Source organism: Edaphobacter aggregans DSM 19364 (assembly GCF_000745965.1).
Lineage (GTDB): Bacteria > Acidobacteriota > Terriglobia > Terriglobales > Acidobacteriaceae > Edaphobacter > Edaphobacter aggregans.
Genome location: NZ_JQKI01000077.1, coordinates 1 through 25,591, shown reverse-complemented (window position 1 = coordinate 25,591; position 25,591 = coordinate 1). Strand labels below are relative to the sequence as shown.

Below are 25,591 nucleotides of genomic sequence, written 5' to 3'. Positions count from 1 at the left end.
TGCTTATACTGTCAGTGCCTCGGGTACTGCTCGATAGTCCTGGCCGCTCGAGAGGACTGCCCACGCGATCCGCGCCAGTTTGTGTGCTGTTGCCACGATCAATACGTTTCGTGGCGCCCTGGTCTCAAGCGAGGTCATCCAGGGGCCCATCGCGATTCGATCCCGCTTGGATCGCAATACGACCGCGCGTGCTCCATGAATCAGGATCTTGCGCAGGTAACAGTTACCGCGCTTGCTGATTCCATACAGCCTCACCTTGCCACCGGTCGAATGCTGGTTCGGTAGTAGCCCCAACCAGGCCGCTAACTCTCGTCCCTTGCGGAAGGCTGCGCCGTTACCGATGGTGGCCACGATCGCGGTTGCAACCAGCGGTCCGATACCAGGAATCTGCCGCAGTCTCCGACACGCTTCATCGCTCGAAGCGATCCGTTCCACTTCGTCGTTCATCTGCACGATCTGAAGCTCCAGGTCCTTCCACTCGCTCCACAGCATGGCAACCAGGTTCCGCATCCTCGGGGTGAGGTTCTCGTTGACGTTCTCAAGCACCTCAGGCAGAGCTTCCCTCAGCCGAATCGGGCTCTTGGCGAACACGATGCCCCGCTCCAGCAGAAACGCACGAATCTGGTTGATCAGAGCAGTTCTTCGCGTCATGAGCCGGTCACGCACGCGATGGAGAGCTTGCAGGTCGAGCTGGTCATCTGTCTTGATCGGCACGAAGCGCATGTTCTCGCGCTCTACTGCCTCGGCGATTGCTTCAGCGTCGATGAAGTCGTTCTTGTTCGACTTCACAAACGGCTTCACGAACTGGGCTGGAATCAACTTCACATCATGGCCTTGTTCCCGTAAAGCCCGGCCGAGGAAGTGCGACCCCGAACATGCTTCCATCCCGATTAAGCAGGTCTGCATGTTCGCGGTGAAGGCAATCAACTGCTTCTGGGTAAACTTCTTCTTCAGCAGCACCTTGCCGTTATCACCAAGGGCCACCAGGTGAAAGGTCGTCTTGCCAAGGTCAATACCAACCGATCGAATCTGCATGTCGATGATCCTCCTTGAATCTGCCTACAAGATCTCCCCGGGAAGATCAAGCGGCGGACCATCTGAGTAAACCCGACTTCCCAGGCACGACGGCACCGAGTGATTTGAACTCCCAACCCAAAAGATTATGAGTTATGAGGTGATTCCGACGATTGCACATTTGAGCTCGCTAGCCGTGATCCGATGATTGCATTTGGCGCCACCCATGAACCAAGTGTCATGGAAGCGAGAGTCGCTCTAAGATCGGATCTCAACCCTGAATAATTCATCCGCGAGCTTAGGTTTCGACTGTCGCAAGTGACAGTTGTGCCTTCGATGTCCGCGTCCTAGGCTTGTTTTGCCCGCGGACTTGTCCTCTACGTTCTAACGACGTTGTGATGAACTCGCCGGCTGTCGGTTGGGATCGCATCTGGTTGTCAACGACACACTCACGATCGGATGGGTCTTCGGTTGGTTCAAGAGGGCGCAGCCGTCGGTCTTGAGGCTTCTTTCCAAGGGGTCCCCAGTTCTGCCAGGTCATAAGAGAACGGCGACCTTCGCAGCGCAGTAGATGGGCGCATGATGTTTAGCGCAAGAAAGGATCCAGTTTATGAAGTCCATCAGAAAGCTGTTGTTGGTCATTACCGCGATTTTCGTCGCTTTGGGATCGGGAGTGATCTCGGCCTTGGCACAAAACCAGAAACCTAACATCGTGTTCATCATGGGTGACGACATCGGCTGGATGCAGCCGAGCATCTACCATCGCGGCCTGATGGTAGGGAAAACCCCCAACATCGACCGTATCGGCAATGAAGGTGGCATCCTCATGACCTACTACGCCGAGCAGAGCTGCACTGCCGGACGCAACGCCTTCTTCACCGGCATGCATCCGCTGCGCACCGGCATGATCCCGCCGCAATTGCCCGGCAGCCCGACCTATCTGAAGCCGGGCACTCCGGCGCTTGCAAAATTCCTGCATGATCTCGGCTATACCACGGGCGAGTTCGGCAAGAATCACCTTGGCGACCACACCGCGGCGCTCCCCACCGCGCACGGCTTTGAGGAATTCTGGGGCTACCTCTATCACCTCGACGCGATGCAGGGCGTCAGCTTCCCCGACATCAACAAGACCCCGACCCAGCAGGGCATCGTTCCGCCCTGCAAGAACACACCGATCCCCGGTATCACCGAGCCTGCGGGCTCCGTGGATCCCTTAACCACGACATGTCTGACACCGCCCCGGCCAGTCCTCTCGTGCCATTCCTCCGATGGAACGGAGAAGAACCAGACCTGCAAGGACGAAGGTCCGCTGACGCTGGAGCGGTCAAAGACCGTGGACGAAGAGATCTCGGGCAAGGTAGTTGACTTCCTCGACCGCAACGACCCCAAAAAGACAACCAAGCCCTTCTTCGTCTGGTACAACCCCGCCCGCATGCATATCACGACCGTGCTGTCGGATAAATACATGGCCATGGTAGGTGAACCGGGCGGTATGGATTGGGGTGTCAATGAAGCCGGCATGAAGCAGATGGACGACAACATCGGATTGGTCCTGGATAAGCTGCAGCAAATGGGCCAACTGGACAACACGATCATTGTCTTCACCACCGACAACGGCGCCGAGAACATTACCTATCCGGATGGCGGGAACACACCTTTCAGAGGAGGGAAACTCACCACATGGGAGGGTGGCATGCGGGCTCCGTGTGTCATTCGATGGCCCGGCCACATCAAACCCGGCACGGTCTTTGACGACATCTTCGCGTCCCTTGACTGGGTGCCTACGTTTGTCGATATCGCCGGTGGTCCCAAGGGCGACGCGTTGAAGCAACAGATTGAGGCCGGAAAGTATCCCGGAATCGTCAAGACGACGCTAGACGGTGTCGACCAGCGTGCCTATCTGGAAGGAACGTCACCGAAATCGGCGCGCGACACCTTCTTCTACTACACAGGCCCGACACCGTCGGCAGTGCGGTACAAAAACTGGAAGTTCTATTACACGATGGTTCCCACAGGCAATCCCGCCGACGGGTTGATTGGAGCCACGACGTATCACTGGACCCAAGTCGACAACATCAAGCGGGATCCCTTCGAGATGGCCACCGGGGAAACGCAGGGAACCATGTTAGGCATGGGGGGTGCGATTGCTGCTCCAGTGACATCATATATCTATGACTGGAACTTGCTGCCCATCGGCCAGTTGCTGTGGCTGAAGGAACTCCAGACCTACGAGAAGTTCCCGCCGATGCAGAGCCCGGCGTCTTACAACCTGAGTCAGATCTACGATCAGATCAAGGCCGCCAGGGCGATTGGCCATGCCAGCGAATAGGGCGTGAGGTGCCACCAAGGGAGCGAGGCAGGCCGAACATCCTCCTTCGCTCCCTTTTCGGCTATCGTCGTATTTCGGGTCAACCTTTTTATCGGCGAGCGAATCGCTAAAGCATCATGATTGAAGGTGGCTTCTGGTGGGGATTTGAACCTGACGAAGACCGCGGCGGTTCCGGCATAAGCCCAAGGCGTGCGTAGTACGTGAGAAGTATGTCGGGCCGCGAGTGCCCAAGACGTTGCTGCGCTGCCTTGATGGGCACACGAGCTGCCACCATCTGTGTCGCTCCCCAGTGCCGCAGGAGACGCCACGTGATGTGTGGAAGGCCAAGATCTTCTGCCACCGGCTGAATGCGCCGGGATAGAAGATCTTCGTGCCAGATCGGACCGGTCTTGCGACTGTTCGGAAATACCCAGTCGTCATCCCCTGCTTTCATCCGGGCCTTCAGGGCGAGCAGACGAGTGACATCTGCCTCCGTCAGCCGGATGGGCCGATTTGCGCGATGGTACTTCGGAGTGTGCAGCTTGCCGCGGTTCAAAGCGCGCACGACCCACAACTCCCGAGCGCCGACATTCAGATCTTTCCACTTGAATGCCAGCTCGTCCGGCCGAAGGCAGCAGACCGCCGTCAGCCAGACTGCTGTGCTGATCGGCTCTTCCAATGCCTCGATCAACTGACCCAATTGAATGAAGGTTGGAAGCAGGTTCTGCTCTTTGATCCGATCCGGAGGAAGATCAGCGCCACGCGCGGGATTGGAGGTCATGTATCCGTACTTCATGGCGGCAACAAAGATGGAGCTCAGCCCCCACTTCAGGTTCTTCAGGGTTTGAACTGCCTTGCCTTCGCTCGCCTTCAGATTAAGGAAGGTCTGCACCGCTTCGATCGAGATGCGAGACAACTCCATGTCGCCGAACTCGGGGAGGTAGTGCGCACGGATATTGGTCTCATAGCCGTGCACGGTGGTTCCCTTCTTGTTCGCCAGCTTTAGCGCGCGGTATTTTTCGACAAAACCGCGAAATGTCATCATCTTCTTAGGACGGTGGTTGACATCGTTGATGGGTTCAAGGATAGCGGCTAGCTTATGCCGGGCAATCTTCTCGTTGGGGATTTCCTTCAGCGAACCGAGAGTGACAGCAATGCGTTTCCGCACTGTCTTCCCCGCCTCATTGACGACATCCTCACGATAGAAACCCTGCCAATACGCCGGACCACGATCCTCACGTAACCGGACGCTGCCGGTTTGAAATCGCTTGAATGCGCTGACGCGGCTGCTTAAGCGCCTGCAAGGCCGGATCCAACTGATAGGGCACGAGATCCATCACCGCACGATGGCCTAAGTGAATTTGGCCGTCGTTGGGGGTGCTTCGCCTCAACTGGGCTTCAAGGTAAAGAAGTGTCGTGTTGAAGTGCGAGCTTGTATCAGAGACCAATTCAGTCTTGGCTGGGTCCAGAACAAGGATTTCATCTTCAAGCTTGGAAAGAAACTGTGGGGAACGGCCGCGTACTAGTTCAGACACGCCGTCACAGGAGATCAGATGGCCGCCGTCAGTCGAGGGGTCAACTCGGCGTACAAGCCACTCCTCATCTCGAATGACGACTCGGGCACCGGGTGCGTATGGGAGCATAAGTTGTTCTTTAGCCTATTGTAACGGCTTTGCGCGCAAAGCCTTACGTGCTGAACAGGCTTGTGCCGGTTTACGAGGAACTACGCAATCCGGGCAAGGCGGCGGTACTCTTGAAAACACATACCCTACGGCGTGGCAGATTTAGCACAAGATCCGCAAGGCGATGCAAGACCGCGACCAAAGCTACAAATTGAGCGGTCTGGTTGAGGTCGACGAAGGCTATGTTGGCGGCGCCGAAGGGGGTTCTGGCCGCCGCGGACGTGGCGCACAGAGCAAATCGGTGGTGGCCGTCGCGGTCGAGCGGCGCGCGGCAGGTGAACCAGGCAGACCTCTCATCCCCGGATTCGCCACACTGTCGGTGGGGGCAAACACCGCCTCAGCCAGCCTGGACGGATTCCTCGGGGCCAAGGCTCAACTCGGCAGCCACAGTTGCCGCAGGATGCGCGGCCATCCATAAGCCCCGCGATTCTCCGCATAGACGGCGCTGATGTGGACTAGCCTGCATTCCTCACAAGCACTGACTTTCGAGGGTGTTGGAGTGGCAGAGGAGGCTTGTCCCGCAGTTTTTTGCAGCGGTGTCGATTGGGTTGTTGTATTTTTCCGCCGTCCGGTGGCTGCTTACTCCGGCGGGTGTTGGTCTTGTCCACTCCGTCTGCCGTCGATGGCGGCTGGGGTGGAAGACCTGGCACCTAGGAAGGGTCTTTGCTCAACTCCATAAGCAGGACATTGGGGCTGCGAAAAGGCGGTCTCCGAAAGGTACGACCTTCGTTCCGTCGTAAAGCACGACTCCCAACTTGAGGTCGTCACCGCAGATGTCCAGTATTTTTCTGATTGCCTTGAAGTCGTTCGCATTCACGGTCGCACTTGCCTTGACTTCAAGACCGACCAGACCGCCACGCTCATCCTCGATGATGATGTCGACCTCATCCTGATCCTTGTCCCTGTAGTGATGGAGCGTATAGCTGTCATCGAGCCACGCGGCCTGCTTCATGACTTCCGAAAAAACAAATGTCTCCAGCAGAGCACCAAATGAGGACCGGTCTTTCGCTATCCGCTCAGCAGTCAACCCCAGCAATGCGGCAAGCAATCCAGAGTCCAGAAAGTGTAGCTTTGGGGTCTTTATCAGCCGCTTGAGCTGATTCCGAAACCAGGGGGAGAGGCGATGCACGATAAACAATTGTTCGAGAATGCCGGTATATTTTCGCGTGGTCTTGTCGTCGATCCCGAGTTGGCCGCCGATTTGAGTAAAGTTGGTAAGTTGCCCGGAGTGGTGAGCGAGTATTTGGAGCAATCGTGGCAATTGATCGAGCTTCTCAACCTCCGCAATGTCCCGGACATCCCGCTGAACGATCGCCTTCACGTAGTCGCGTGCCCAGGTCTGGCGGCGCCGGGGATTTTCGCGCCGCAGCATCTCCGGATAGCCACCGACCAGGACTGCATGCACAAGTTCGTCACCGATCATGGTTGGGCCGGGCTTGACCAATTTGCCGGTGAACGCCGCCTTTAAGAATGACGGCTTTCTGCCGACTATTTCGGCTCTGGAGAGCGGCATGAGGCTTAAGATTTCCATACAACGGGCCAAACTCTCTGAGACTTGAGGCAAAGTAAGGATGTTGGCCGAGCCAGTCAGCAGGAAACGGCCTGCTCTTCGGTCGCTATCGACTGATCCTTTGATGGCCCGCAGAAGTTCCGGAGCGCGTTGCACTTCGTCGATGGTGACCAAATCAAATCCACGCACAAAGCCGGCCGGGTCGCTGCGCGCTGCTTCCAGCACGGTGTCATCGTCCAAAGTGACATATTCGCGTTCCTTGTCGACAACTCGCGTCCAGTTCGGATTACTGTGGCGTCCAATCCGGAAGGGGGGCTCAACTCACCAATTGGAATCTTCCGATGTATTCCTCAATCGCTATTCCCGTTCTCGAGCAATGTGGCGGATCGAACGGATGATTGTTCCGCCTATCTTACGGACACGTTCCGCGAAGTCATCTGTCATCAAGAAGAGCTGCTGTCTGTGCTGGTCGAGCAGGGGATGTTAATCGCGGAATAACCGCGCAGCTACCTCAGTGACTCACTTGGTACAGCCCTTTCATGCGATTGCCCTGAAGGTCAGATACCGTGATCCACACCAGATCCGGTCCAGCAGCGCCTTGCAGAGGCGGGCGTTGCGATCCCGTCTCTGGCCACCGCCTCGCCGATCTCCTGAGCCGCTTGGCGAAACGGTTTCCATCAGTTGGGAGTGGAAGGAAGTTGTTCTGTCCGCTGAACTGCATGCTTTTAAGTCACGTCTTGTTGGCACCGGCCGCGATGGGAGATGGTCTGAGTTCCTTCGAAATCGCGGAATCCCGTTGGCGACGGCAGATCGATATGTGAAGCACCGCGAAGACGCACTGGCCCCCGCTGAGGGAAGCTCGTCACTGAGGAGCTTCCTCCTACCGCAGCGGAAGTCACTCACAAGGTGAAGAAGCTCGCACCGGGGTTGATCCGCTTTCTGCGCACTCCGGAACACGTCGCTCAGTTTGTGCAGGGAAATGGAAGCGGCTCTGCAACGCCCGTCGCTCTCTGCGTGAGAGCACTCAGACCTGTACGAACTAGGGATCGGTCACAGCGTTGATCGGGTTGCCAATCCAAGAAGCATTAGAAGCAGGAAAGGGAGATGCAGATGTCATCATTTCTACATCTCCCTCCGCTCAGTATCGAAAGTGCTATTTGACCGCCGATGCGGTGAATATGTTCTTAGGACACATCGCATGGACTCCTACGTTGCCATCTACGAGTTCTGTAATGTCGAGGTCCACTGCTACGCTCGAAAGCATGTACGCGTCATCACGGGTCATGTGCTTCTTCTCTACCAGGAAATCGATCATGTCGCGCAGGGCATGCTCGGTCGCTTCCTTCAGATCCGGGCTAAATCCCATAGTGATGTAATGCGTCGGAGTTTCCGCGCGTGGCCACGTCAGTGACTCTTTCTTGTGCACCACGAACTTGAACGTGCCTGTCAGGAAGGTTTCCATCGCGGTAATGTCGACTTCGCCGTTACCTTGTCCGGCGTGTCCATCGCCCGCTTCAAACATCGCTCCTTTGGCCGCCACAGGGATGTAGAGGATTGTGCCCTCAATCAACTCTTTGTTGTCCATGTTTCCTGCGTGAGCGAAGGGCTCGGTGCTTCCGATCTTGCCTCCTGCACCAGCCACGCCCATGCTTCCAAAGAATGGACGAAGAGGAATGTCGATTCCCGGAGCAAAGTGGCCAATCATCTTTTCTCGGTCGAGGGGGATAATGCGGCTACGGCTGTAGGGGAACTCCATGGGGAGGAATCCGCGATGGAGACCGAAACCGTTACATGCAAACGGCGCATCGATCGCAACCTTCTGGATCTGAACCTCGAGCACATCGCCTGGTTCCGCCTCTGCAATTGCGATTGGGCCAGTCAGGATATGACCACCCGGCCCTTTTTCATCGGCAGGATAGTTCTTATAGACTTCGTCGTTGTAAGCCGGAATGTCCTCCGGCTTTACGCCGCGGGCAATCAGACGGTCGTTCGGGCCGCAGGTTGAAAGCGTTTGTACGGTCACCGTATCGCCACTGTGAACAGTGAGCGCCGGATGCATACTTCCGTAGTAACCCCACGACACCGTCTTCGATGTAGCGTTCACCGCGTAAATCTGCTGCGCCAAGGCGTGGAGAGAGACGCACGCTGCCAAACCTGCTATCCAACTGAGAGTTCGCATAATCCTCCTGAGCTTTCTGTTTACTGTAACGGCTGAGGCTTGCCCAATCCAGTCACAATCGATCGGGCAAGCCGTGTCACATCGTTTTTAGAACTGATACTTCAGGGCAAACTGGATGAGACGCGGTGCAACCGAAGACTGATTGATCACACCGAAGCTCGACGTTCCCACAGCCGTGCCAGGATTCTGGTATTGGGCATGGTTCCATACGTTGAAGAACTCAGTACGGAAAGTCAGCGTTGCATCCTCACGCAACCCACCTACCTTGGTCTCCTTCGCCAGTGTCGTATCCCAGTTGTCGTTGCCTGGCCCACGGATAGAGCCACGTGGTCGTAGAAAGTTTGAGACTTGGCACAGGTTTGGCTCCAAAGACGGATCCCCTGCCGGTGGTGAAACACGGCAGATTCGCTCCAGAGGCGATCTGACCTGTCGCGGAAACTGGATCATAACCAGGTGAATCCATGAAGACCAAACCTCTGCATGGAAGAGGATCTGCATAGCGCACCACGGCGCGCAACGGAGAACTCCCACCCTTAGCCACGGCTCCGAGGCTCTTTTCAAGAATGGTTGTTATTCCGCCGAGTTTATTGCCATGCGAAGGTTATTGTCCAGAGTATTGTTCTGCCGTTCAGCGTATTGCTGCCACCATGCGATTCGCTCCATCAGCTGGGCGGCAACCGAAGCTTCAGCGCGTGATGTGAGAAGGTGTTCGGCACCGAAGATCTCTGGGGTTTCGGATAAGACGGCTGTTCCGCCATTCGCTATCAGCATATCCATCGCTAAGCCCAGTGCAGGATTAGCAGTGATGCCCGACCAGCCATCGGAGCCGCCGCACTGCAAGCCCACAACGAGCTTGCTCACGGGCTGCGACGTCCGTTGGGCTTCGTTCGCCTCGGGCAAGAGACGTTCTATCTCCGCTATGCCACGCGCGATTGCGGCCCTCGTACCGCCTTCATCCTGAATTGTCGTAGCGGTGATATTACCGGTGGTCAGCGGCACAATACGGTTTACCTGGTTGGCTTCGCAACCTAGACCTAACAGTAAGGTGGCTGAAAAATTGGGATGATTCGCGTAGCTGGCGATTGTTCGGCGTAGCACTTCTGAGCCTTCATCACTGTCGCTCATCGCACAGCCACCGGACTGCGTTAGCGCAACGACGCCGTCCACGTTCGGAAAGGCAGACAATCTTTCCGCGGTGAAGTGCGATGCAATCCTTCTCGCGACCGTGGCGGAACAGTTGACACTCGTAAGAATACCGAGATAGTTTCGCGTGCCTACCGAGCCGTTGGGCCGAGCATAGCCGAGAAATGTTTCCCTATTCTCGACGACCGGTGCTGTCTTCGCCACCGCCACAGGAGATGCGCTCTGTTCAAGCGGCTGTGCGGCAGCGCGGTCTTCGCTGCTTGCCATTGAAAGATTGTGGCTGTGAACGTGTTCGCCTTCTGCGATCTTGCTCGTGGCAACGCCTATGATCCGCCCATACTTGAGGATTGTTTCGCCTGGATCGATGTCGCGAGTGGCGATCTTGTGTCCGCTTGGAATATCGCTTAGGACTGTTAAACCTTCGACGACTGAGCCTGCAGCGATAGCTTCAGTGGATACCGCAACGCTGTCATGTGGATGAAGACGAAGAAGAGACATATAGCTTCCGTTATGTAGTGTCATTGGCCACGCTCTCACGCTGCCCACGTCAAGATTTTCTGCTGCAAACGCTGTCTATGGCTGAGCTCGATACGTCAGTGTCAGGAGCTTCGATTCAGCCGGCTTGAGGGTGACGGCGATCATACCGTCTGTGACAGTGACAGTCTGACCGGTCTCGGTATCGACCGCCTGAGCCAATTCGCGGGCGGGATCGGGCGGTAGAATCCGCACGACAGGGATTCGGATCGTTGTTGGATTTTTGTCGTCATAGTTGAAGAGCGCCAGATGCCCTTCCCTTCCCGAAGAACGCACGAATGCATTCGAGGCCGAACTGCCGGTAGCTCCGTCCACTGGACGAAATGCTTCGCCATCCGAAGCAAGCTCGTACCACTTTGGTTGGTTGTAAACGGCCTTCGCGAAGCTGCGTGCCTGGGAGTCGTCAGCTAGTGGGCTACTGTCCAGCACCATCCCACCGCTGATCGCAGCGGACAAGAGACGGCTCTTCCCTTCTTCAATGTTCCGGGCGCCGAGATCACCGTGCTCCCCAAGCACTACATGATCCGGATCGAGAATGTATAGCCGCTTGTTGGTCCACCAGCCGTAGGTGAGTGCATTCAGCATGTACTCGGTAGACTGCTCGTTCCCATTGATGTGCCCCTTGGTATCACAGGAGAGCCGGCGGGCATGGCCATAGCCTGACGGAAAGAGCGGCGCGATCGACAGGCTGAGGAACATCTTTCCTCCGGCCTCCTCGACGATTTGCTTCATTCCCATGTTGTAGGCTTGAATGCAGGTCTGAACGGAAGGATCGTAGTGAGTTCCTTCGAGAGCTCCGTGCGTGACGAAGTCGATCTTCAAGCACGTAAAACCAAGCCGACGCAGTTCGCGAAGGTAAAGGCTTGTTCGAAGTTTTGTACCAGGGTGAGAGGGGTCGATCGGTCGACCTCCATCCACTTTGGGAAGAAGGGCTCCATCCGGGCCCTTGAGCAAGATATCCCGATAGCGATAACGCCTGTCCGTGCCTTCGACAGAAGCATCCAAATTGTTCGACCAATACGCAAAGGGAGTCCAATAGATACCAGGTTCGAAGTGAGTGCCGTCACTCGCCTGCATGGCTCTGATACCGGCGACAGCATCCTCAAGCTGTACCGCGTCGAGCCTCGACCAGAAGGCATCGAGATTGATATAGATGGTCCTGTTCCTTCCGAAGCCTTCAGGAGTCAGCGTGTCATGTACGTACTGCGCAGCGCCGAGGTAACGCTGATAGTCGATTTTGCCTCCATAGGCAGCCCAACTGTTCCAGCCTGCCGGCAACCGACCTGCCCATTGGAGTGGAGGTTGAATCTTTGCATTGGCTTCGGCATAGGCATCGAGACCGTCACGCCAATCCGAGAAGGAACCTACAAAGATCCTCGGAGAGATGACTCTGTCTCCGTGGACAATACCGTGGGCGAGAACATCGTGAGTATCCGACCGCACACCAGTCGGTGCCGATATGCCTCCGTAAACGTCAATGTTGGCAAGGCGCCCGTGAGAAGTGCGGATATCTATGGCCGTCTTCCAGGTGTCATGTGTGATGGACCCGATGACGATTCCTTGTCGGATCGTATCGTCGTAAATGGCTGTGACCTCTTGGCCGGAAAACAGCTCGTCCTCTTTAATCGACGCGACGGTTCGGCTTGCGAATCGAAACCACATGTCGTTGTCGAAAGGGACATGTAAAACTCGCAACTCTTTCGCCGAAGCGATTCTCGCCGGATCTTCCTGTCGAATGACAAGAGGATCGAAATGACGGGTTCCGACATGACTCGCCTCACCATCGAGCTCCGCTTCGATGGCGAACGAAGGTGTGCCCTCGTAGAGCCAGATCCGTTGCAACATGGTCGGTAATCCGTTGCCCGAACTTCGGATCGTGTATACGCGTGTCTGCCCTGGAACGGAATCAGGTTTTTCCGGAGCGACGGTATGAGATGGATACATATCCGTTGAGATCGTGCGTCCATCTGCCAGTGATGCTGCGCTGGCTATTCCAAGAAGCTGGTGTCCGTCGGGCCACAGGACGTCCATAGTGCCTGTGCGCGCGTGATAGCGGATTTGAACTCCTGCGTTTCCGATAGAGATGTCTCGATCAGGCTTAGATGAGTTCTTGCCCACCCTGCTCCCTTGAGCCCAACCGACAACCCGCTCGCGGCAAGGACGGTGACAGCCATCGGGATCAATGTCTTCGATATAGCCTTGTTCATTCGTACTGACTCACTTATCGTTTGGGCTGCTGGCACTATCCAATGCTGATTGAGTACCGTTCGCCAGGTTGTGTAGCAACGGTCCATGCGTCTCCGTCTGCCACTGCGGTCATGTGTTTGCCGTCGCTCGAGCGAACCACGCGGATCTGTTTTTCTTTCCACGGAGAGACGAACCGCGGAGGCGCACCGCGTTCGCTGAGAACTTCGAACCGCGTGACAGAGTTCCCGTCGAACGTCGCGCTCACAAGAAAGGCGCCGACGGCGCGAAGCGTGTCGAAGCGCGCGGCTCCGAGATTCATCACATTTGGGAACAGCCTTATCGTGCCGGTATAGCTCTGCAACAAGCATTCATTGAGTACAACGGAGACTGCGAAGTTCTCGCACCACAACCCCATACGCATCATGAAGTCAAAATCCGTTGTCAACCCGTAGCGACCGCCCGACTGACGAACACGATCGTTCGAGACTCCGTCGGGAAGCATGCAGTATTCGATCTGCCCTTTGAACCACGCGAGGTCCAGAATCCCGAGGCGAGCCCTGATGAGCGGCTGGGACACAAGATCGTTCCCACCCTCAAGCCGGATCGTCTTCGCGGTCCGCGTCGCGATGTCGAGAAACTCAGCCCCCCTGACTATTCCGACCTGCTCACCTGGGAATACGGGAGCGAGCGTGATTGGGACGTTGTAGACGTGTTCCGGCGGCGCATTCACGATAGCGAGCCATACCTCTCCGTGGGGTCCACGGGACCGTGGATAAGAAGCAAGGTTATTGCTGATCTCTTTCCAGTGGCGATGCTCTTCTTCGTCTTGTCCGAGGATGGTGGAAGCGCTCACCATCGCATCGAGTACAAAACGTGTCAACGCCAGATCGAGGATGCAATCTTTATTAAGCTTGAAGTCAACGGTGCAGCCCCAGTTTTCCGAAGAGATAGACGGGAAGATGTGATATCGACCATCCTCCTCTTTGGTGACAAATGCAGCGAGGAAGCGAGCCGCGGTTCGGATAATTGGATAGGCTCGCTTTAAGTAATCGACATCTTGCGTGTAGAGGTATGCCACCAGAGGCTCTGCACTGCCCACGGGGTCATGCAGATCTGATACCCCCAGGGTGGAACCGGATAGGGGACGATCTGACTCGGTACCGGGTAGGCCGAGAGCGGAAAAAACGCACCCGGCAGATTGAACCCCTCTCGCGCCGTCCTTTCGGACATAGGCAGGAGATTCTCCACCAGCTCCAGATAGGGCTGATGCATGTCGACGTGATTGCTCGAGAAGACGCCCCAATACACCTGCTGGCAGTTGTAGTCGAGATGGTAGTCGCTATGCCATGCGCTGCCGATATCACCGTAGGACCAGTTCGCGAATAGGCCCGGTGCGGTTCCATGTTTGCGAAGACAGCATGCCAGAAAATACTGGTTGTGATACCAGATGCGCTCCAGTGCTTTGTCGGCGAAGCTTACTGCGGAGGCCGACCAGAAGTCGCGCCATTGTTGCTGGGAACTCTGCTGCAGTTCGTCAAAAGGAATGATCGAAGCCTTTGATACTGCGCTCTCCACAAAAGCGGCAGTATCTAATTCTTGTTCGGTGTACGTGTGCGTCTGCGGAATCGTAATCCAGGAGGCTGGCTCCTCTCGAGGCAGCTCAGCCTTAAGACGCTTCAAAAGCAGATCGCGCGGTGTGGCGACCGCAATGTCCAGGCGTAAGGAGGTTGCCGACCTGGCGGAAAACAGCAGACTGCCGCTCGACTCGATATTGCTTGGCGTCCACTCTCCGGAGAGTCGTCCAAACAAGCTGAAGTTGCGATCCTTGTCCGAGCGTGGTGGATTTGGATGCTCGTTCGATGGGCCAATCGCTGGGAAGTACTGAAAGCAGGAGAAGCGCATCGCATCCGGTCCTGCCTGGTGCTTCAGGATGGGGCGCGGAAGTTGATCTGGATGAATATCAATATGGCCGGGATCAAATACTCCAGGACGGAACCCATCAATTGCCGGGGAATAGATGACAGACAGTTCCGGGATCGCTTCTGATTCCAAACTGATATTCCCTGATTCACGGTCAACAAATGCAGCCAGTTTGGCGCTGCGTGATGGCGACGTGGGCGTGTTGATTTTCAGTTCGAGAGTGAAGAGGCCATTTGCCGAATTGAGAGTGTAGGAAACAGGCTCGACCCACCGCGGATCCCACTTCAACCACACTGTCCCGCAGGGCCACGGTCTCGGCCACCGTTTTGAGTAAGAGCCACCGACCCTTGCGCCGTATTCCCGAAAGAAGTCCACGCTTTCGACGGAAAGAGAGTCATGGTCGCCGCGACGATTGAGTTCGCCGCTCGCGCGCTTCCATAACTCGAGGATCTCCGAGAACGGACGCACCTCCTTGTCGCTGTCTTCTGTGACACGAATGTCCCAGCTATCGCTCTTCGAGATGTGCAAAGCCAGAGCATCCGGTCGAACAACCGCGCAGACACCAATATCCACCGTTGCCGAGCAACATTCCTTCGAAGTAGGTTGGGCCTGGCTTGGTTCTGACCAGAGGGTGCCGCCCTGCGATATCGAATCCATCGAGTTTCTTGCCATCCGCGAGATCAGCATCATTCTGTGCCGAAGCAATAGTCGAAGCCGACCCTACTGCAACCAAAGATGCCATGGCGGAGGTTTGGAGAAATGTGCGGCGTGTTGTCTTCATTCAAATAGCCCTTAGCCGGTATCCCGCAATCGTAGATCCCTCAAGTGTCATTGCCGCCACCACAGCCAAAGTGAGCGCTCACATGGAGGACACCATAGGCCGATGCAGCCAATCTAGTCAAATCTTATGTTTAAAGTATTGAAAACACAAGGTGTTTTGACGCGTCCCAAAACATGAAGTAACGCATTATGAGCGCTCACAATTGATTCTTGATTTCCAGATGAGACAAGGCTGATAAAAATATAATTCTATTATTATCAATGCCGAAATTCGCTATTTAGGTTTTCACTGCTGGGGCGATTTCCTTCACAATCTTGATTAAACGAGCGCTCACGTCTTAAATGGTTGACGGAGTTCTTCTGTGCCCGTTAGCATCCCGTTGACAGTATGAGCGCTCAGCCAACGCAAACCAAATCGAAAGATCTCCGAAAGCACGAGATCGCTGAACGGCTCCTTTCCGAGATTGTCGCGGGAAAGCTGGCACCCGGAGAGCAGATTTCGGAGCGCACCTGGGCCAATCAATTCGGAGTTGCGCAGGCGTCAATTCGCGAAGCAATCAACATCCTCGAGCGCGACGGATTCGTTACCAAGGAATCAGGCCGGAGTGCTCGTGTCGTCAACCTGAGCGATGAGGATGTTTTTCAGCTCTATCAGGTCCGCGCCGGGCTTGAAGGGACGGCTGGGTTCCTCGCAGCGTGCAACGGTGCCGACGTTTCCGCGCTTGAGGCCATCGTCAACGAGATGCGCGCTGCTTCGAACGCCCACGACAGTAAAACCCTGACAGATTGCGATCTGCGCTTTCATCTCGAACTCGCCCGGATGTCAGGGAATGGCCATCTTCTGAACTACGCCCAGAAGCTGCTCCGCCCCTTTTTCGCCTTTGTTCGGATGCGAGTGAGCGCAACCGGTCAAGGAACCTCGGCCTGGGGACACGATGTGGAGGCGCATCAGCGCATCGTTGATCTGATACGCGATCGAGAAGCCGAACTGACAGAGCACTACGTGAAGAAGTCCATGAGCCGCTTCGCATCGACAGCTCGAAAGAACTGGTTACCCCATGAAAAATAACCTCAGCAACAAAGTAATTCTTCTGACGGGCGGGGCGACCGGGATCGGTCGTGACTGCGCCCTCGCCTACGCCCGCGAGGGCGCAGTAGTCGGAATAGTGGATCGCAATTTCGAAGAGGCTCGCAAGACAGCAACCGAAGCAGGCAACAACAGCTTTGCGATCGAGGCCGACGTATCCAACGGGCATGCCATTGAACTGGCAGTCAAGGCGCTCCTCGACAGGTTCGGGAGAATCGATGCGATTCACAACAATGCCGGCATAGTCGGACCCTCTCGACCACTCCACGAGACAAGCGAGGCGGAATGGGATGAATTGCAGAATATCAACCTTAAGTCGGTGTACTGGACGACGAAGTACGGATTCGAAGCTCTGGTTGCCTCCAAAGGAACGATCCTGAACACCGCGAGCATGGTTGGACTTCTCGGGCAGCAGGACCACGCCGCCTACGTTGCCACCAAGGGCGGAATGATCTCGCTTACAAAAGCGATGGCGGCGGACTACGGCAAGCATGGAATCCGGGTCAACGCCGTCTGCCCGGCAATCGTGTGGACGCCAATGCTTGAGCGGTGGGCCGACTCTCAAAGCGATCCCGATGCCACGCGACAGCTCTTCAACGAAATGAGCCTGCTCGGGTATACCCCGCACGGCGACGTCATTTCAGACACCGCGGTCTTCTTGCTTTCAGACCAGTCACGCTTCATCACAGGATGCATCCTGCCCGTCAGTGGCGGTGCAGAAATTGGCTACAAACGATAACCCAAGAGGAACAATGGCAAATAACATTATTCGCTCAATCTCTACCTATGATGCCCACTTTCCTTTACCAGCGGGAGCTGGTACCGACTCGATCCACGCCACTTCAGAGTATTGCCTTGCAGTGACTCTGCTTTCGACCGATGGCGGCCCTACCGGATCCGGGTTCGTTCTCACACTTGGCGCCGGGAATGAACTTGTCGGCAAAGCCATTGAGATGCTCGCAGAGCCCTTGCAGGGCAAGAGCATCGACGAGATTATGGCCAACTTTGGCACGCTATCGCGCAGTATCGCTGATCATGCAGCCCTGCGCTGGCTAGGACCCCATAAGGGCGTTGTACATCTAGCGCTGGCGTCGATCACCAACGCCTGTTTCGATCTTTGGGCGAAGAGCCGTGGCGTTCCTCTGTGGAAGCTCCTCCTCGACCTCTCGCCTGAAGAACTCGTGCGCGTTCTTGACCTGACCTATGTGGAAGACGTCCTTGACGAAAAGCGAGCGATCGAGATGCTACGCGAGAACCAGGCTACGCGTGCGTCGCGGGAGCGCATCCTCGAGACCGGCTATCCCGGATACGATACTTCCGTTGGCTGGATGGATTACAGCGATGACAAGGTGCGCGAGCTCACGAAATCAGCGCTCGATCAGGGTTTCTCCGCTTTCAAGCTGAAGGTAGGGTCGACAGAGGAAAGCCGTGATCTCCGCCGCGCTGCGATGCTCCGCGAGCTTGCCGGCGATGACAAGACGGTCATGTTCGACGCGAACCAGCACTGGAATCTGCCCAATGCCTTGCGTATGTGCCGCGAGCTGTCAAAGTTCAAACCTCTCTGGATCGAGGAGCCAACACATCCGGATGACCTTCTCGCGCATGTTGAGATATCGGAGGCCATCGCTCCGGTCAAGGTCGCTGCCGGTGAGCATATCTCGAATCGGGTTTTGTTCAAGAACTTCCTGAAGGCGAACGCTCTGTCCTTCATCCAGGTAGATTGCACTCGCGTCGCTGGGATCAGCGAGTTTCTGACAGTGAGTTTCATGGCGAACATATTCAATCGCCCTGTAGTTCCTCACGTCGGCGATATGGGGCAGATGCATCAACACCTGATGTTCTTCAACCATATTGCGCTCGATCACGAAGTGGCCTTCCTCGAGCACATTCCTCATCTGCGTAAACACTTCGTCCACCCGGCCGAGGTCTCCGCCGGCGTTTACCGTACGCCACAAAATCCGGGGGCTTCCACGGATTTGAAGGTGAACGCCACAGCCTAAACGTTCGAGGAATGAAATGGATAGTTCCCTGCCGCAAGACCACTTTATCGACGCGCATCATCATCTCTGGCGTTATCAAGATCCCGGGCAGCCCTGGATGACAGACGAGATGAGTTACCTCCGCCGTGACATCGGCGTGGAGGACCTGCGCAACGTGGCCACGCCATCAGGGATCACTGGAACTGTTGTCGTCGAGGTCGAGCGCACCGTAGAAGAGACGCGGTGGCTCGCCTCAACGGCGGCCAGCGATGACCTGATATTGGGAGTCGTTGGATGGGCAGATCTCACCGATCCCTCTGTTGAAGCGGAACTGGAGCAACTCGCAGAGTTACCGAACCTCAGAGGAGTGCGCCATCCCATTCACGATGAGCCCGATCCGAACTTCGTTCTCCGAGAGGACTTCAATCGAGGCATCGCGGCACTTCATGCACTCGGACTGACGTACGATCTCCTCATCTTCGAAGATCATCTTCCTCAGACAATTCACTTCGTTGACCGTCATCCCGACCAGATTTTCATTCTGGATCACATTGCAAAACCGCGGATCCGCGACGCTTCGATTACTGCGTGGCGCAGCAACCTTCTCGAGCTCGCACGGCGGCCAAATGTGTATTGCAAGCTTTCAGGCGTAGTCACAGAGGCCAAGTGGGACCGCTGGACACCGCAGATGATCGCCCCATATATCGACACTGTGCTTGAAGCATTCGGACCGCGGCGTCTGATGTTTGGCTCAGACTGGCCGATCGTGACGTTGGCATCGACCTATGACCGGTGGGTCAATACCGTCCGTTCGGCCATTGCCCAACTCTCAACCTCCGAACAGCAGGCGATCCTGTGGCGATCGGCTACGGAGGCTTACGGTTTGCGTCGCCCCGTGGCTCACAGCCACGTATAGAACGGCGTTATCGATGCCCGGTATAGCTCGGGTTTCCCACTCCGGCCTCGAGATATTGTGCTCATCAGGTTTCCGGAGGTATATCGCTTGCGTCACCCTCATCGCGTTTTCACCCGATTGGCAGGTCCAGCAACCAGGCTCCTCGCAGGCATCGTTCTTGCAGGCGCGCTGGGCTGGCCATCTTCAGCTCCAGGACAATCAGCAGACCAAGCGACTGTGATCCACTACGACTCGGCGACGAAGGTGTTTCGCCTTGATGGAGCCGACGTCAGTTACGTCCTGGGCATCAATGAACGATCAGAGGTTCAGACGCTTTACTGGGGCAAGCGCCTCGCCAGCAGTGACACGCTCGCAGAGGCAAAGTCTTCCGACCCAATCTCAGGTTTGTCTGTAGCTGGGGATTAGGGGGATTGTTGAAGTCAGGGAAGGTGAGCCCCTGATCGGTGATGGGTGGTCCCTGGACGGCGTTGCCGGCAAAATCGACCCACTCGAGGAAGTGCGCGATCTCACTGCCGCCGATGCCTAGCGTGATCTCGAGCACCTCGCCGCTTGAGACTTTCTGGCTCATTGCGGCGTAGAGGCTTGTGCCACCTTGTTCGATCGAGCCGAAGTGAAATGCAGCGATGTCTGCGATAGCCTGAATGTGTGTAGGGTTGTCGAAGTCGGCATCCGTGACCGGGATGGCCGAGCGGTTGTTGATGTTAAGCGCCTGTGGGAAGCTCGCACCAAAGTCCGGGTTTGTGGGGCTGCGATACCGCGTGTACCAGCTTGTGTCTACGGTGAGGTGCATGAGGTTGGTGAGACGGCCAATATTCTTAGCTCCGGTCGCCGTGCTCCCCTGCAACTGCCGGAAGGCGTCCAGGTTCACCGGATCGGCTCCCTTGGATTCCAGGTAAGCATTAAGGAAGTCGGCATGGCTTACCTCATCCAGCGTGTTGCTTGTGATGTACTGCATGCCGTCCCCATCCAGATTTGTGAAGGCTGTCTGATAGGCATTCATCGAACCACCGGTCACGCCTCCCAGTTCGGCATACTGCCCCCAAAGATCGGCCTCGATCAGCTCCGCTTGCCGCGAGAAAGCGAAGAATCGCTGCATCGCTTCGGTGCAGATCCTGCCGTCCATCCGAATCCTGTCCGAAGGCTGGACCACTTCTGTTCAGCAAGCCGACGCCCATGGCTACAGCCACCAGTCACCAAACTGCCCTCACGAATGAGCGACGGTCGAGTGGATTCCGCGCGATACTCTCTGCGTTTTCATGCCAGTGTTTTCACCTTTCCGAACCATTGGTTGGCCCGTTGGAAACACACTAGCGAATAACTCTCGAACTCGATTGTCATGGAGTTGTTAGGTATTGGTCTTGTTTTTGGTTCTGGTGCAAATAGCATGCTGGAGTCGGTTAGAGTAGTGGATTGAGGCATAAAGGATCGGTCGATGGCTAAGTTGAAGGGGATGAAGGAGCTATGTGCGGGGCGACATTTTGATCGCGAGATCATTGTCATGCGCGGACGTTGGTATCTACGCTACAAACTTAGCCTCCGTGATCTCGTCGAGATGATGGTCGAACGCGGGTTGCATATTGCACATACCACGATCATGCGGTGGGTGCAGAGATATGTTCCGGAGTTCGAGAAGTGCTGGAATCGCTATGCACGCAAAAGCGGTCGCTCCTGGCGTGTTGACGAGACGTACTTGAAGGTCCGTGGCCGTTGGGTCTACCTGTATCGCGCCGTCGACCGGGATGGCAACACCTTTGACTTCCGGCTGCGTCCAAAGCAGGATGGAGCAGCGGCCAAGGACTTTTTCCGCAAAGCGTTTCGCACGCAGTTGCGCGCACCTGTCAACATTACGCTTGATGGATATGCTGCTTCGCAACGAGCAGTGCTTGAAATTTCAAACCAAGAAGAGGTATGGAAGCGCACCAAGCTGCGATCGTCGAAAATACCTGAACAATCTGATCGATCAGGATCATCACGGTATCAAGTTCCGAAGCAGGCCCATACTCGACTTCAAGAACTTCGGCTGCGCCGCCATCACAAGCCACGGCGTCGAACTGCTTCGCCGTATTCGCAAGGGTCAATTTGCCCTGCATCACCTAGGCCTCAACGCCTGCAATCTGGAATGCTGTCCTTGCTGCTTAATCCCCTGCCTCTCCTCTCGCCTCAACGTGCATACCTTAGTTTGCACCAGAGCCCCCTTTGCGGAGAATACCTACGCGTATTCGTATTGCCGCCAGTACGGTGCGCTTCGCCGTATATGTATATGTAGAGGAGTGCGTTTTCGTCATTAGCCCTTCGACTACTCAAACCCGTTGCCGCTCTTACCGTCTATCTTCTCTCTATCAAGAGAAACCCAGCAACTCTTTGATAGTTCCCGTGTTTATGCCAGCACTTCAGTGGTCTGATTCGTTATAGCAGGCTGTCTGATGCGAAGGAGAATCATGAGGCGATATAGGTATTACACCGCCGTTATGGCGATGCTCTGTCTTTTTTCTGGATGGCTGTGCGCGCAAAACGTAACTGGCGCGGTGAGTGGTATCGTAACGGATCCCAGTGGTGCTGTGATTTCGGGAGCCACGGTCGTAGTGCATAACGTCGGAACCGGAGTTGACACAATGGCCACGACGAATGATGTTGGCCTCTACAGCGCCCGATTCCTACCGATCGGCCAGTATCAGGTGACTGTATCAGCACCCGGCTTTTCAACCGCGAAGTTCACCCCCTTCACGTTGGAGATCAATCAAACCGCGAAGTTCGACGCAAAGCTGCAGCTGGGCAATCTCACCACCGTCGCGGACGTCAGCGCTGCCGTCGCGCCGATTCTCAATACCAACGACTCTTCTCTCGGAATCTCACTCTCCACCAACGAGATTGCCAATATTCCGCTAAATGGACGCAATTTTTCTTCGGTTACTCTCTTTCAGCCGGGCGCGATCGCAACCGACCCTCAAGGCATGACCGGCAATAATGCAATCGAACGCAGCACCTTCAATAACGGGGTGGCCTCCATCAACGGCAATCGCAACCAGGCCAACTACTACACGCTCGATGGAGCCGACCTCAACGAGCCCCAGAACAACCTCATCGCATACAATCCCGCTCCCGATGCCATCGCCGAGGTCCGCGTTATCTCGGCAAACGCCCCAGCAACCTATGGGAACGCCAACGGCGGAGCCGTAGTCTCTGTCCTCAAGTCGGGCGCCAACCAGTTTCACGGCTCTGCCTACGCCTTTCTTCAGAATCAGAACCTGAATGCAAACTCGTGGAGCAACAAGCACGCCAACCCAATCATCGCGATCAATCCGTACACGCAGACAATGTTCGGCGGGACCTTCGGAGGTCCCCTTAAAAAGGACAAGCTGTTCTTCTTCGTGGACTACGAAGGAGCCCGTTCCCATACCGGAGGATTGCAACAGGCAAGCGTACTTCCTTCGGCGATGCGCAACGGAGACTTCTCTTCCCTTCTCCGTGCCACCGACCCCATCCAGCTCTACGACACGCAGAATGGCTTCTCGCCCTACAACAACAACCAAATCCCTGTGGTGAATCCCGTAGCGAAATATCTTTTCGCACATCCCGAGTTCTACCCGCTCGAGAATGCAACCCCGACCGACGGACTGCTACAGAACAACTTCCAGGGACCGCAGCGCAAGTTCGTTCGCAACGATCAGGGCGATGCTAAGCTCGATTGGAGCCAGTCGCAGTCGAATAAGTTCACCGTCTTCTACTCGCAGTCCAACGCCGGCGATACACAGACATCCTTAATCCCGATCTTCTTCCCTCCCCAGAACGTCTATCCCACCAAACTCGGGGGAGGAAGCTGGATTCACACCTTCACTCCCACCATTGTCAACGAAGCTCGATTCGGATTTACTCGTGTGCGTTGGGATAACAGCGTCCCCACCGATCCATCAGGAGCCTTCGGCCTGAACGGAAACGCCACGGTTGGAATTCCCTTCGGAGCTCAGGCATATCCGGGATTCTCCGGACAGGGCCTGGGCAACAATGCATCGTTCATCGGAGCCAACGCCAACATCCAGGTCCTTCGCGACAACACCTTCAACTACTACGACAACCTCACCTGGCAGCGCGGTCGTCATCTGCTCTCGATCGGCATCCAGGCGACGCGCTACCAGCAGAATTACATCAACTCTTCAAACTATGGCTTCCTGGGTGAGTTCGACTACACCGGTGCCTTCACCGGCCTGCCGGGGGGAAACGGGTACGGCCCCGCTGACTTCGTGCTCGATCGTGTTGCCGAGTCCAAACTCGGATCATCGATCGGCCTCGTCGGCAACCGTCAGTGGCGCACAGCCGGCTACATTCAGGACGACTGGAAAGCTACAGACAACCTCACCGTCAACATAGGCCTTCGCTATGAGTTCGACCAGCCCTGGTACGAGGTCAATAACAAGACCGCGAACGTTGATCTCAGCACCGGAACCGTCGAGTATGCAGGTAGTATCCCCGCTGGTGCGCCCGCAGGGTCGAAACTCTGTCCGACACGAGCTTGCTACAACGCCAACTACGCGCAGTGGATGCCTCGAATCGGATTCGCTCTGCAGGTCACTCCGCGCATGGTAATTCGTGGCGGATACGGCGCGAGCAGCTTCTTTGAAGGCAACGCCGGAAACCAACGTCTCACTTCGTCTCCGCCTTTTGCACAGGGCAGCGATCTCGTCGCGACCAAGCCAAGCCAAGGAAATCCTGGATCTCCCTTCCGCATCGAAGATGGATTCACGCCACAATTCAGCGCAACCAGCCAGTACTCCGTGTGGCCGCAGAACATTCAGCCCGCGTACATCCATCAGTACTCGTTGACCACCGAGTTTGCTCTCTCGAACACGACCTCTCTCACAGTGGGATACCTTGGCGAGAGCGGGCATCACCTGATCGACTATCGCAACGCAAATCAGCTGACACAGGCACAAGCACAGATCATCGCTGCTCTGCCTGATGGCGCTTCCATCCCCGCTGTGGCACAGGCACCCTACGCCTCGCTGGTCGGGCAAAACGGAGCCCTGCTAGTAACTGAATCCGCCGCGATGATGAACTATAATGGCGGCCAGCTGACCGTGCGGCACCATGCCGATCGCGGCTTTGAATATACAGTCAACTATACGTATGCAAAGGCGATGACCAACTCGGCAGGCAACTATGGCCAGCCCGGAATCAGCGGATCCACGGGCGCATTCCAAGACGCCTATAATCCGCAGGCTGACTATGCTCCTTCTGGACAGGATGTTCGTCACAACCTCAACGCCGTGGGAGTCTATGCCCTTCCGTTCGGAAGAGATCAGCTCTACGGAACTCACATGAATCGTGTACTGGATCTAGTGGCAGGCGGATGGAAGATTTCCTCTTCGGTCATCGCCTTTACCGGACTGCCGATCACGATTCAGGCTCCGAACGTCTCAAACACAAACAACAACTTCTCCACTGCTCGCGCAAACCACTACCGCAAACTGATCATTCGGAACCGTTCAATCGACAACTGGTGGGGAACCGACCCCTCTGCAGTCCCGTGCAATGGACCCGACAACGGCATCTGCGCATATGGTGTCGCCGCGCCAAACACCTTTGGCACGGCATCCACAAACTCCGAGCGTGTCCCGGGATTTGCGCAGATCGATGCCTCCGCCTTCAAGGACTTTCACATCACCGAGAAGCATTTGATCGGCTTCCGGGTGGACGCGTTCAACCTCTTTAATATCGCGTCCTATCAGAATCCTGACAGTTCGGTCACGGATGCAAACTTCGGACAGATCACAAACACGAGGTCGAAGGAGCGCAATCTGCAGCTGAACCTTCACTACGCGTTCTAAGGGGACACCTCACGAAAGGGAATATTACGTAGTGCGCCGGGAGACCGGCAAGGAGTAGATGGTGCAAGTCCATTACGGTGAAGGTGTAGCGAACCACGCCGGCCCCGAGTCATGCGCAGTATACCGTGAGGTGTGCGGCGAAGCGTTGACAGGGGAGCGTGCAGGCCAGCCATTGAGCCACGAAATATTTCTCATCCAGGACGCCGACGTAGTTACGTATGCGGAAGGCAAAACGAACGGGTGCGACATCGCGAGTGCCCGAACGGTCCTGCGTGGTCGTAGACCCTGGCATGCACGGACGCTCTTTGCTTGGGAACCGGGAGATCTCCAGTTTGGCCATTTGCAGTCAAGGGGTGGTCCGCGTCGGGAAGGCGAGGAGCCGTAGCCGATGATGAACGAACCGGAGAAGTCAGACCCCTTCCACAGTAGCTGCGAAGCCGGCGAACAAGACCGGACGATCGGACGCGGAGTCGGTGGAGCCAAGGGAAGGGGCCAAGGGGAACACGCCCGAGCCGCACACGCACCGGACA

At 56.1% G+C, this 25,591-nt stretch carries 16 protein-coding genes and 2 pseudogenes; 8 read left to right on the top strand and 10 right to left on the bottom strand.

Features of this window, described 5'->3' with window-relative positions; all coding sequences use genetic code 11:
- Positions 1–3 precede the first annotated feature (3 nt).
- Positions 4–1,035, bottom strand: a complete 1,032-nt coding sequence (locus tag Q363_RS22310; protein WP_035354977.1) for an IS110 family RNA-guided transposase — start codon at positions 1,033–1,035, stop codon at positions 4–6.
- A gap of 589 nt (positions 1,036–1,624) precedes the next feature.
- Between Q363_RS22310 and Q363_RS22305 the strand changes: the two genes are divergently transcribed.
- Entirely contained in the window at positions 1,625–3,343 is a 1,719-nt protein-coding gene (locus Q363_RS22305) for an arylsulfatase (RefSeq protein WP_051979149.1), read from the top strand.
- 106 nt (positions 3,344–3,449) lie between these two features.
- Here Q363_RS22305 and Q363_RS22300 read toward each other — a convergent pair whose 3' ends face one another.
- Complete coding sequence (locus Q363_RS22300; RefSeq protein ID WP_035354975.1) at positions 3,450–4,490, bottom strand: tyrosine-type recombinase/integrase; 1,041 nt, start codon at positions 4,488–4,490, stop codon at positions 3,450–3,452.
- A gap of 67 nt (positions 4,491–4,557) precedes the next feature.
- A complete protein-coding gene (locus Q363_RS22295; RefSeq protein ID WP_035354974.1) occupies positions 4,558–4,965 on the bottom strand; it encodes a hypothetical protein in 408 nt (135 codons plus the stop codon).
- 163 nt (positions 4,966–5,128) lie between these two features.
- Here Q363_RS22295 and Q363_RS22290 point away from each other — a divergent pair, with 163 nt between their 5' ends.
- On the top strand, positions 5,129–5,422 hold the full coding sequence (locus tag Q363_RS22290; protein ID WP_035354972.1) for a transposase: 294 nt from the start codon (positions 5,129–5,131) through the stop codon (positions 5,420–5,422).
- Between the two features lie 249 nt (positions 5,423–5,671).
- Here the strand turns inward: Q363_RS22290 and Q363_RS22285 are convergent, their stop codons facing one another.
- The 6 genes and pseudogenes from Q363_RS22285 to Q363_RS46650 form a co-directional block, all read right to left on the bottom strand.
- Complete coding sequence (locus tag Q363_RS22285) at positions 5,672–6,817, bottom strand: DUF4143 domain-containing protein (RefSeq protein ID WP_157467352.1); 1,146 nt, start codon at positions 6,815–6,817, stop codon at positions 5,672–5,674.
- An 850-nt stretch (positions 6,818–7,667) separates the two neighbouring features.
- Positions 7,668–8,573 carry an acetamidase/formamidase family protein gene (locus Q363_RS22280; RefSeq protein ID WP_245632392.1) on the bottom strand — a complete coding sequence of 302 codons (906 nt, stop codon included), beginning with the start codon at positions 8,571–8,573 and terminating at the stop codon, positions 7,668–7,670.
- 207 nt (positions 8,574–8,780) lie between these two features.
- Complete coding sequence (locus Q363_RS38805; RefSeq protein WP_483782903.1) at positions 8,781–9,011, bottom strand: outer membrane beta-barrel protein; 231 nt, start codon at positions 9,009–9,011, stop codon at positions 8,781–8,783.
- A pseudogene (locus Q363_RS22275) lies at positions 8,941–10,334 on the bottom strand (UxaA family hydrolase). Before Q363_RS22275 ends, Q363_RS38805 begins: the two are co-directional and overlap by 71 nt.
- Before the next feature lie 75 nt (positions 10,335–10,409).
- A complete protein-coding gene (locus Q363_RS22270) occupies positions 10,410–12,215 on the bottom strand; it encodes an alpha-amylase family protein (RefSeq protein WP_157467350.1) in 1,806 nt (601 codons plus the stop codon).
- A 397-nt stretch (positions 12,216–12,612) separates the two neighbouring features.
- Positions 12,613–14,459, bottom strand: a pseudogene (locus tag Q363_RS46650) (glycosyl hydrolase family 95 catalytic domain-containing protein).
- A 1,186-nt stretch (positions 14,460–15,645) separates the two neighbouring features.
- Here Q363_RS46650 and Q363_RS22255 point away from each other — a divergent pair.
- Genes Q363_RS22255 through Q363_RS22240 form a run of 4 tightly spaced genes read left to right on the top strand, consistent with a single transcriptional unit; the run spans position 15,646 to position 19,239 of the window.
- Positions 15,646–16,326 (top strand): GntR family transcriptional regulator, encoded by a 681-nt coding sequence (locus tag Q363_RS22255; protein WP_035354962.1) that lies wholly within the window; start codon positions 15,646–15,648, stop codon positions 16,324–16,326.
- The gene (locus Q363_RS22250) at positions 16,316–17,083 is read left to right on the top strand and encodes an SDR family NAD(P)-dependent oxidoreductase (protein WP_035354960.1); all 768 of its coding nucleotides are present in this window, start codon (positions 16,316–16,318) and stop codon (positions 17,081–17,083) included. The genes Q363_RS22255 and Q363_RS22250 overlap by 11 nt, the downstream gene beginning before the upstream one ends.
- 13 nt (positions 17,084–17,096) lie before the next feature.
- A complete protein-coding gene (locus Q363_RS22245; RefSeq protein ID WP_035354957.1) occupies positions 17,097–18,344 on the top strand; it encodes an enolase C-terminal domain-like protein in 1,248 nt (415 codons plus the stop codon).
- A 16-nt stretch (positions 18,345–18,360) separates the two neighbouring features.
- A complete protein-coding gene (locus Q363_RS22240) occupies positions 18,361–19,239 on the top strand; it encodes an amidohydrolase family protein (RefSeq protein ID WP_035354954.1) in 879 nt (292 codons plus the stop codon).
- 286 nt (positions 19,240–19,525) lie between these two features.
- On the opposite strand, the gene Q363_RS22235 is transcribed toward Q363_RS22240, so the two are convergent.
- Positions 19,526–20,362: a hypothetical protein gene (locus tag Q363_RS22235; protein WP_051979146.1), complete on the bottom strand. Its 837-nt coding sequence runs from the start codon at positions 20,360–20,362 to the stop codon at positions 19,526–19,528.
- Between the two features lie 309 nt (positions 20,363–20,671).
- Here Q363_RS22235 and Q363_RS46645 point away from each other — a divergent pair, with 309 nt between their 5' ends.
- Together Q363_RS46645 and Q363_RS22225 are read left to right on the top strand one after the other, a co-directional pair.
- Positions 20,672–21,505 (top strand): IS6 family transposase, encoded by an 834-nt coding sequence (locus Q363_RS46645; protein ID WP_211256295.1) that lies wholly within the window; start codon positions 20,672–20,674, stop codon positions 21,503–21,505.
- Positions 21,506–21,677: 172 nt separating this feature from the next.
- Positions 21,678–25,061, top strand: coding sequence for a TonB-dependent receptor (locus Q363_RS22225; RefSeq protein ID WP_035354948.1), 3,384 nt, complete (start codon positions 21,678–21,680; stop codon positions 25,059–25,061).
- Positions 25,062–25,591 lie beyond the last annotated feature (530 nt).

Bases quoted from the DNA above. Each gene is read 5' to 3' on its own strand.
- Q363_RS22235 (WP_051979146.1), bottom strand. From the start codon at position 20,362: ATGGACGGCAGGATCTGCACCGAAGCGATGCAGCGATTCTTCGCTTTC.
- Q363_RS46645 (WP_211256295.1), top strand. From the start codon at position 20,672: ATGGCTAAGTTGAAGGGGATGAAGGAGCTATGTGCGGGGCGACATTTT.
- Q363_RS22280 (WP_245632392.1), bottom strand. From the start codon at position 8,573: ATGCATCCGGCGCTCACTGTTCACAGTGGCGATACGGTGACCGTACAA.
- Q363_RS22290 (WP_035354972.1), top strand. From the start codon at position 5,129: ATGCAAGACCGCGACCAAAGCTACAAATTGAGCGGTCTGGTTGAGGTC.
- Q363_RS22225 (WP_035354948.1), top strand. From the start codon at position 21,678: ATGAGGCGATATAGGTATTACACCGCCGTTATGGCGATGCTCTGTCTT.
- Q363_RS22255 (WP_035354962.1), top strand. From the start codon at position 15,646: ATGAGCGCTCAGCCAACGCAAACCAAATCGAAAGATCTCCGAAAGCAC.
- Q363_RS22250 (WP_035354960.1), top strand. From the start codon at position 16,316: ATGAAAAATAACCTCAGCAACAAAGTAATTCTTCTGACGGGCGGGGCG.
- Q363_RS22240 (WP_035354954.1), top strand. From the start codon at position 18,361: ATGGATAGTTCCCTGCCGCAAGACCACTTTATCGACGCGCATCATCAT.
- Q363_RS22310 (WP_035354977.1), bottom strand. From the start codon at position 1,035: ATGCAGATTCGATCGGTTGGTATTGACCTTGGCAAGACGACCTTTCAC.
- Q363_RS22245 (WP_035354957.1), top strand. From the start codon at position 17,097: ATGGCAAATAACATTATTCGCTCAATCTCTACCTATGATGCCCACTTT.
- Q363_RS22305 (WP_051979149.1), top strand. From the start codon at position 1,625: ATGAAGTCCATCAGAAAGCTGTTGTTGGTCATTACCGCGATTTTCGTC.
- Q363_RS22270 (WP_157467350.1), bottom strand. From the start codon at position 12,215: ATGTTGCAACGGATCTGGCTCTACGAGGGCACACCTTCGTTCGCCATC.
- Q363_RS22295 (WP_035354974.1), bottom strand. From the start codon at position 4,965: ATGCTCCCATACGCACCCGGTGCCCGAGTCGTCATTCGAGATGAGGAG.